The sequence below is a fragment of the uncultured Nostoc sp. genome (assembly GCF_964247315.1).
Classification (GTDB): Bacteria; Cyanobacteriota; Cyanobacteriia; order Cyanobacteriales; family Nostocaceae; genus Nostoc.
Genome location: NZ_CAXTTT010000199.1, coordinates 1 through 8,710, shown reverse-complemented (window position 1 = coordinate 8,710; position 8,710 = coordinate 1). Strand labels below are relative to the sequence as shown.

Below are 8,710 nucleotides of genomic sequence, written 5' to 3'. Positions count from 1 at the left end.
GGAGTTCAAAGACTCATTAATGGAGTTCAAATACTCATTAACAAAGAAACTCTAAGAAATGGGAAAATCCTTACTCCCCTATCCTTGTAAAAGAGAAGCCGGAGTTAAAGTCTTTCGCCACTGTCTCACAGCTGTTTGCAATTCCCCCGACAACCAGCCATCAAACTGGGGATATACTGGTAAACGCGCCATCAACTCCCACCCCGCAGGCTGTAAAATTTCTCTCAATGCCTGTTCCTGTATATGAGGATAATCGGGATTCACTTCATCTTTTGGCCCTATTCCACCCAAATCTCGCGCACCACCTTCGATACAAGCGAGTAACCATTGGTCATCCTTAACTAAATTCGGCGGAATTTGAATGGTAATATCTGGCGGTAAAATCTGACGTGCTTTAGCAATTACTTCTGGTAACTGATGAGGGTTAAAAGGTGGTGCATCAAAGGTTTGCTGATATCCTGGACTATGAGGTTGCAAGATAACTTCTTGAATATGGTGATAACGTTGATGCAGTTGAGATATAGCTGTTAATGTTTCCCACCAATCATCTACAGTTTCCCCAATTCCCAACAGTAACCCAGTTGTAAAGGGAATCTGCAACTCTCCCGCCCATTGCAATTGCTGTAAACGAACTTCTGGTAATTTACTCGGTGCGTGCCGATGTACACTATTTAACAATGTTGGCGTTAACTGTTCCAACATCAGCCCCATCGAAACATTCACACGCTTGAGCTTTTGCATTTCTTCAAAACTCAGTGGCCCCGCATTTGTGTGAGGTAAAAACCCCATTGAAAGCGCTAATTCACACAAATCATAAATTCGTCCAAACCAGGCCTGACGCTTTGGCGAATGAGGATGTACTTCACCGCTAAGTATGAGAATTTCACAGACTTTTTCGCTTTGAAGTGGTTTTAAAATACTGTCTGCATCTGAAAGACTCATCCAGGGACTTTTACCCGGTTCGCTGCGAAAGTTGCAGTAACTACACCGATTAAAGCACTCGTAAGTAGGAACAATTGTATAAGCAGGGCTATAGGTGACAAGACGATAATTATTAATTGGCATAAGCAGAATAAATTTGCTCTTAGTAAGCAGCCCCAGACTTATTTTAAGGGCTGGAGACGCTGACTACAAACCTTTAATTATTCACGCCCACTTATTTATTAGATAAACAAGAACTATTTTGCTTGGTAAATTTCTGGTAACTGCCACCAAGCAACATGGGGATACTCGTGATGTTCCTCGTGGTAGCCGAAATGATAGCAGGTGATAAATGACCACCAAATTGGACGGCTAATCGTTTGGGCACAATGAGGCTGAATATACCCTGCGATTGGTTCGCTATGTGGAAGGAAAGTACCAAAATAAAATAATTGGAATGAACTTAAAAGCGAAGGAAGTACCCAAAAAGTTATTAGATTAGCATGGGGTATATGAAGGATGCGGTTAGCAAACTGATATATAAGAGTTAGAGCAATAATTTGTCCCCAACTCCAGTAACCTTTCATAAAATGGAAATACCAAGCAAAGAAGTTTTTATGTTCACCATTATGAAAATCTGGGTCTATTTGAGTTGCTGGATTTTCGTGGTGTAACCAATGCTTTTTTAATAATTTTTTATATGGTAAAAGACCATAAAGAGATAGGGTGAATGTCCCAACAAGATGATTAATTTTACTGTTTTGGGGAAACACTACCCCATGCATAGCATCATGAGATGTAATAAATAATCCCGTATATAAAAATGTTTGCCAAACTATGCTAGGCAATAGTATCCAAAATTGTAATTTTGAGATGTCAAGGGCAAGTAATAAACTCAAGCTAATGACCCACGCACTAACAATGACAATAGCAATGAAAAGTCCTTGAAACTGAGATTTACTTTTCACTACTGGAGTCAGTTTTGTTTGATAACTGGGTGGTTGTTCTAATTGAATCACGCTTTTACTCCGCCTAGTATTCAGGTGAAAATTCCTAAAATATAGTCACCACAAAAAGTACTAACCACCAGCCAGAAAACTCTATTAGTGGTAAGTGTTTTGCATCGGATAGTGCCAACACTTTAAGATGTTTATAAATATTAAGATACTTGAACTATTATTACACATACAACCTCCATACCAACAACTGTTTTTGGGATGACAGTTGGATTGTATAAGTTATAGTACTGATAGTTTTAGTAATTATAAAAACTAGTGTTTTTAAGATGGGACTTTTGAAACAGCCGAAGCTTGGGAAAAAGGCGGTAACATAATTAGCGGCAAGAGTAGGGAATGAAGTGGAGTAATTCGTGTATGATGCTGTAGCTGTTGAGATCCCAAACTAATCTAGGCTAGAAAGCGATCGTTGGCAAGCGATCGCTCCAAAGTTCAGACTGAGGATTAAACCTCCACTCTAAGGATGAAATTTTCAAGCTTTTCAGGAAACACTTTGAAATTAGCGAAATAGTATTTATATTGTCAAAAAAATCTAATGTAAATTAGAAAATTTATTGGTTTTTCTTATCAAAACTAATAAAGATAAAATAATAAATATGGCTCCTAGTAAGCTAAAAATCTGGAGCCACTTACTACAAGAGAATGCTCATAATTACTCGCATTCTCGTTTAGTCACATAATGGCGGTAGCGAAACATTGCTTCTAATTGCGCTTGCACTAGCCAACCACTGACAAATTCAACAGTTCCTCCACCAGGCATAGAGAAGGAAATAGCGTCAGTTAATCTGGTTTTGCCATTTTCCGGTTCAAATTCATGTCGATGTACCCAAGATTCAAAGGGGCCAGATATCTGTTCGTCAGTAAATAGGCGATATTTGTCAAATTCAGTATGACGGGCTAACCAAGTTAAGGGTAATGGGCCGAGAAACAAGCGAAATTCTGTGATAGCGCCCACGTTTAGCCCTCCCTCACGACGAACCACTTGGACTGGCTGCCAAGGTGGATTCAACAGTTGCAAAATATCTGGCCTTTCGTGAAATTTCCAAACTACTTCCGGTGAGGCATTAATTACTGAGGAATGTTTAAAGTGCAGCATGGAAAGAAAAACCTAAAATTCAGCTTTCAGATTCAGTATCAATTTCGATATCTAGGGTATCTTCATCAACCCGCACATACAAAATATTTGGGTTACAACAAACTTGACAATCTTCAACGTAAGATTGCTGTCCTCCAGCACTCAAATCAATAAAAGTTAAGTTCGGTTCGCCGCAATAAGCGCAGTAATACTCAGCTGTGTTTTGCATCAAGTTTTCAGCTATGAATTCAACGGCTGTAATTCTTTTGGGGATGGATTGATATAACTCTGAGCATCAGCCAAATGCTTTAGTAGTGTAGACTGTGGCAGAGGCCCTTGCAAGTGGCTCCAGGGTAATACTTGTTCTGTTGACCATTCGGCGTGGACGTAGAAATCTAAGTCGGGGATTTGCCCTTTGAGTTGCTTGAAAGCACGTTTGTAGCTACCCAAGGAATCGCCAAAGTCACGAGTAAGTTCGAGAAGCTGGGAGAGTCTGCGATCGCCTCTCGATAACAAAGCCTGTATAATCGACCAATTATAGCTTTCTGGGCGAAATTCTATCCCCTGCGGTTTTAGCTGTTTTTGCAAAAACTGCAACCGCTTTTCGGCTTGGCGATTCACCCCAAACCATTGAAACGGCGTATGTGCTTTGGGTACAAAGGTGCTGCATCCGTATGTTAAGCGCAATCCTGGCGCAGCTTTTTTGATATTACGCATCATCGCCACGGTTTGTTCTAAATCCTCTGCTTCCTCACCAGGAATTCCTGCCATTCCGTAGAGTTTCAAGCTTTTTAAGCCGCCAGCTTTGGCATTTATGGCTGCTTGGATGATTTCGTCGTTATGCAGCTTTTTGTTGACGATTTGGCGGATTTTCTCGGAACCACTTTCTACAGCAATGGTAAGCGATCGCGTGTCTCGTTTCGTCAAAGTTTCTGCTAACTGGACTGTTACAGTATTAGTTCTCACTGAGGCAATACTGAGACGGACATTATCATACTTTGGCTGACTAATATAATCTAGCAACGCCTCAAATTCTGGGTGTTGAGTAACTGAAGCCCCTAATAATCCTAGCCGGTTTGTGACTTCTAAACCTTTGGCGATCGCTGGAATTAATGAATCTTCCAGACTGGCTGTTCTAAAAGGCAGTGTGAGATAACTCGCCAAACAAAAGCGGCACATTTCTGGACAACTTCTTACCACTTCCACCATATAAATATTTTCCCATGCCGCTTTTTCGGTGACTACAGTAGAAGCCGATAGGGTATTTCCTCTATAAGTTTGCTTTTGCACCACTGCGGGAATTTCGGGAGAAATTGGTTTAATAGACTTTACTTCACCATCTTTTGCGTGATATTCCACCTCATACAAACTAGGTACATAAATTCCTGGTATTTGTGCAAGTCTTTTTAGTTGAGTTTGTCTTGAGGCATTTCTGACTTCTTTGTAAGCCTCAATAAAATTCCCTAACAGGGTTTCGCCATCCCCCAGCAAAATTACATCAAAAAAATCTGCAAAAGGTTCGGGGTTAGCAGTGAGAACGGGGCCACCACCAAAAATTATCGGATGAGAATCATCACGAGAGGTTCCTCGAATAGGAATATCTAAAGATTCCAGCAAATTTAAAATATTCACATAATCCAGTTCCCACGAAATAGAAAATCCCACAATTTCCGGCGTTCTGGGAAGTTGTTCATGAGTATCGGTAAACAGGCGACTCACCTGCACATCATCACGCATTGCAAAAGTTGCCCAAACTACCTGATAGCCAAGGCTAGTGATACCTACGCTATACTCATTGGGAAAGGCGAAGATTATCGAGATAGCGTTGGTGTCTGGGGTAGTAGGTGTAAATAGAAGGCGTTCAGAGTCAAATACAGATGATGTCACAGGTGTTTGTTAGAGGCAAGTTTATCTATATTTAATTTTAAGCCATAGAATAATTAAGTTAAAAATCAATGTTATGGCATTAGCAAGAATAATTGGCAAGGATTGTAAATAAATTCCATAGATTAGCCACAAAAAAACACCACTTATGAATGTAATCAACGTAACCGAAGAAACATCTTTTGCTGATTTTGTTTGCCAAGTTTTAAACATCTGTGGTAAAAAAGAGATTGTGGTTATTGTGGCAGCCGCTAATCCTAGAATTGTTATAAAATCCATGCGATGCAACTATCTCAGTTTATTTATAGTGTAATGCTAGAGTAACACTTGCATTACATTAAATTGTTCTTAGTTTATCTTTTATTTTTCTGATATAATTTCCATTTCTGGTTCAGCTTTTATTATTTGTCTTTTTGATATAAGACTTTGCCCAAGCATACCGAGATGGATCTTTACCCAGCAAATATTCTGCTGCCTCATTTCGTTTCTTCTCATCTTTTGTACTTCTGAAAACTCGTTTTAGCTCGTCATCTATATCTTCAGTTTTCGCTCCACGTTGTATGGCTTGTTCAAACCAATAATCACCTTTAAGATAGTCACAACGGTCGTAATAAATTGCTCCCATTAAAGTATATGGTTGATAACTATCAGGCTGATAATCCATAGCTTTTCTTGCACAATTTTCAGCATCAGCTAAGTTGTCCATATCTCTGAATGCTGCACCTCTAGTTACTAAAATCGCAGACTTTAGATTGCTTTCTCTAATTTGGCTTAAGTCTAAGTTAGTAAGTTTTAATGCCTGTTCAGGTTCATCTGCTTTGCGCCAATAACTACTAGCAGTAGGTATATGCCATTGATGGCCAGTACGCTTAATTTCCTGTTCGTAAAATTCTGCTTCTAGTCTGTAATGTGCGATAGCAATCTTACCGTCACGAGACAACATCTTTCGTTCTATTAGTTGAGCTACTAAAATAGGATCTAGACGTTCTTTTTTCTCCAAATTGACCATAACTTTGTAAAATGGCTGTATTTGTAGGTTAGGATCTATCAATCCATATTTCCTCTTAAGAATAGCAAAGTGCTTTTGTTGAGCTAATTTAATAATATCTTCGTGTCTATTATTTTTTAGCCACTCAATTTCTAACTCATTAAGTAGTTCTCCTAAATCTATCTTAGATTTTAGGATAAGCACGTATTTTTCATTTGCAATTTCTATAATTTCAGTCAGCTTGCGTTTTTTGAGAAAGTTAATATCCTGTTCACCTAACTGATTAGAAGACTCAAGCCTTTTGAGAATTTTATACAGGTGACTTTTAGGCGATGAATCCTCATAACGAGTTACTTTATATTTATATCTCAAAGCAGCAAATTCTCGTGTTTGTTCCAATTCTTGAGCAATGATAATTGTTTCGTTAAGTCCTTGCTGTTCTAGCCAGTTAATTTCTGACTCACTCAAATTATCTTTTGCGTCAATGTTTTGCAGTATTGGATATAGTGGACTCGATAATGATAAATCCAGGTGTTTATTAGCTTGGTATTTATCTCGTAATTGAGTAAAGTGAGTTTCTTTTACTGACTCTTGTTGTTGAAAAATTTCTGCTGTTTCCAAGAGTTGGTTATTGAGCAGCCAATTATATTCAGAATCGCTTAAACGTTCTGTAACCTCTAATTTTTTTAGTATTTGATACAGGAAACTATCAGGATATGAGTCTTGATATTGACTAGCTTTGTACTGAGATTTAAGTTGAGTAAATCGCTTTACTTCTTCAGCAATTTGATTTGTTTCATATAAACCAGTTCTTCTCAGCCATTGAACTTCTACATCAGTGAGTATATTTCCTGATTCAAGTTTCAAAAGTATGAAATACAGATGAGTAGATTGCCATGAGACGTTATAATTTGTGGCTTTGTACTTAGACTTTAATTTAGAGAATTCAAATTCTAGATTTCTGAATTCTTGTACTTTATGTTTCTGCTCTTGCTTGATAGCTTCTAAAGTCTCCTCAAGCTGAGACTCTCCCAACCAATTAGATTCTAAGTCAAGGAGTTCAATTCCTAAGTCAAGTTTTCGTAGTATGAGATACAGCAAACTAGCGGGTAATGAATCTCCATATTGAGTTGCTTGGTATTTGGACTTTAAAGCAGCAAAGTGTTCTAAGCGATTTTGAGACTCTTTACCCATACTGATAGTAGATGCGATCGCACGTATTTAAATGTGTTATCCGCTACTATAGCAATACTAGTAAAAAAGGGCGAGTCAGAAACCCACCCTTGAAGCATAAATAATTTTCTGAAAGTCAAAGTGTAATCCCTACAACACCTTACACTGTCCATGATGTCGTAATAAATGGTCACACAATACCAACGCCACCATCGCTTCCACCATTGGAACTGCACGCGGTAACACACAAGGATCGTGTCGTCCTTTCGCCGCTAATAGCGTTTCTTCACCTTCACGAGTTACTGTTTTTTGCTCTTTTCTAATTGTCGCCGTCGGCTTAAATGCAACTCGTAAAATGATATTTTCTCCGTTGGAAATTCCCCCCTGAATACCACCAGAACGGTTAGTTACAGTGCGAATTTCACCATTTTCATCAATATAATATTCGTCGTTATGCTCAATTCCCGTTAACAACGTTCCTCCGAAACCGGAACCAATTTCAAAGCCTTTGCTAGCAGGGAGAGACATCACACCTTTAGCGATATCAGCTTCCAATTTATCAAATACTGGTTCGCCCAAACCTTTCGGCACATTACGAGCTACACATTCTACGACACCGCCGATAGAATCACCTTGTCTACCAACTTGCTCAATTAATTCAATCATGCGATCGCCACATTCGGCATCGGGACAGCGAACGATGTTGCTTTCCACCTGTTCTAAAGTGACAGTATTTGGATCGACTACACCTTCCAAGTCCTTGATGCGCTTGACATAACCGATAACTTCAATATTGGCAACTTGACGGAGGATTTTTTTAGCGATCGCACCTGCTGCTACTCTGCCAATTGTCTCACGCGCTGACGATCTACCCCCACCTTGCCAATTACGAATGCCATATTTTGCATCATAAGTTGCATCTGCATGAGAAGGGCGATACTTCTCGGCCATCTCGTCGTAGTCTTGCGATCGAGTGTCTTTGTTCCGTACTAAAATCCCTATAGGCGTTCCCAGTGTTTTGCCTTCAAATACACCTGATAAAATCTCGCAGGTATCAGCTTCTTTGCGAGGTGTGGTAATTTTACTTTGTCCCGGACGTCTTCTATCTAATTCTACTTGAATTTCTTCTGCCGAAATTTCTAGTTGTGGAGGACAACCATCAATCACAACCCCCACACCACCGCCGTGAGATTCACCAAAAGTAGTTATACGAAATAGATGACCAAAAGTGTTGCCCATGATCTTAAAGAAAAAGGATGAGGCTTATGTATTTTAACTAGAGTTTGTGCAAAAGTTAATTTTTATGCTTTGGCACTTGGAATGTGTAAAAGGGACTGGGGACTAGGGATTAGGGATTAAGGATTGGGTAATCAACTGAAAAATGATGTTCGGGGCTTTGACCCCTTCCAAATTTTGGAATGTTTTCTCAGTAACCAGTCCCGGATCGGCGTTTCTCCCATCGCTAACATAAAGGTATAGCGGGGGACTCTTCGCCGCGACCAGGTTGACGTATAGCCTTTACCTATACAAATAAGAAAGCGCCCTCCGTTACCAGAGGGCGCTCTCTTATTTAGCTAAACTTTACTATTTAACCGTTGATAGCAGGAGCGGTAAGAGCTACAGGAGCAAGATCGCCAGCAGCCAAATCTAGAG

General features: G+C 39.5%; 8 protein-coding genes. All 8 read right to left on the bottom strand.

All coding sequences use genetic code 11. The features are described 5' to 3' along the window. Nucleotides 1-78: 78 nt before the first annotated feature. Nucleotides 79-1,065 (bottom strand): 7,8-didemethyl-8-hydroxy-5-deazariboflavin synthase subunit CofG, encoded by a 987-nt coding sequence (gene cofG, locus ACFE93_RS33080; RefSeq protein ID WP_375480104.1) that lies wholly within the window; start codon nt 1,063-1,065, stop codon nt 79-81. A gap of 113 nt (nt 1,066-1,178) precedes the next feature. Beyond that, a complete protein-coding gene (crtW, locus tag ACFE93_RS33075) occupies nt 1,179-1,940 on the bottom strand; it encodes a beta-carotene ketolase CrtW (protein WP_375480102.1) in 762 nt (253 codons plus the stop codon). Between the two features lie 649 nt (nt 1,941-2,589). After that, the gene (locus tag ACFE93_RS33070; protein ID WP_375480100.1) at nt 2,590-3,033 is read right to left on the bottom strand and encodes an SRPBCC family protein; all 444 of its coding nucleotides are present in this window, start codon (nt 3,031-3,033) and stop codon (nt 2,590-2,592) included. A gap of 19 nt (nt 3,034-3,052) precedes the next feature. Next, nucleotides 3,053-3,241, bottom strand: a complete 189-nt coding sequence (locus tag ACFE93_RS33065) for a CPXCG motif-containing cysteine-rich protein (RefSeq protein ID WP_012411100.1) — start codon at nt 3,239-3,241, stop codon at nt 3,053-3,055. 11 nt (nt 3,242-3,252) lie between these two features. After that, complete coding sequence (locus tag ACFE93_RS33060; RefSeq protein WP_375480098.1) at nt 3,253-4,899, bottom strand: B12-binding domain-containing radical SAM protein; 1,647 nt, start codon at nt 4,897-4,899, stop codon at nt 3,253-3,255. Nucleotides 4,900-4,920: 21 nt separating this feature from the next. Further along, complete coding sequence (locus ACFE93_RS33055; protein ID WP_375480096.1) at nt 4,921-5,175, bottom strand: SemiSWEET transporter; 255 nt, start codon at nt 5,173-5,175, stop codon at nt 4,921-4,923. 112 nt (nt 5,176-5,287) lie between these two features. Beyond that, entirely contained in the window at nt 5,288-6,919 is a 1,632-nt protein-coding gene (locus ACFE93_RS33050; RefSeq protein WP_375480094.1) for a hypothetical protein, read from the bottom strand. Nucleotides 6,920-7,207: 288 nt separating this feature from the next. Beyond that, a complete protein-coding gene (aroC, locus tag ACFE93_RS33045; RefSeq protein ID WP_375480092.1) occupies nt 7,208-8,296 on the bottom strand; it encodes a chorismate synthase in 1,089 nt (362 codons plus the stop codon). Nucleotides 8,297-8,710 lie beyond the last annotated feature (414 nt).

What these genes read in the sequence shown, in the direction of transcription:
- cofG (WP_375480104.1), bottom strand. Translation starts at nt 1,065, where the DNA reads ATGCCAATTAATAATTATCGTCTTGTCACCTATAGCCCTGCTTATACA.
- ACFE93_RS33070 (WP_375480100.1), bottom strand. Translation starts at nt 3,033, where the DNA reads ATGCTGCACTTTAAACATTCCTCAGTAATTAATGCCTCACCGGAAGTA.
- ACFE93_RS33065 (WP_012411100.1), bottom strand. Translation starts at nt 3,241, where the DNA reads ATGCAAAACACAGCTGAGTATTACTGCGCTTATTGCGGCGAACCGAAC.
- ACFE93_RS33055 (WP_375480096.1), bottom strand. Translation starts at nt 5,175, where the DNA reads ATGGATTTTATAACAATTCTAGGATTAGCGGCTGCCACAATAACCACA.
- aroC (WP_375480092.1), bottom strand. Translation starts at nt 8,296, where the DNA reads ATGGGCAACACTTTTGGTCATCTATTTCGTATAACTACTTTTGGTGAA.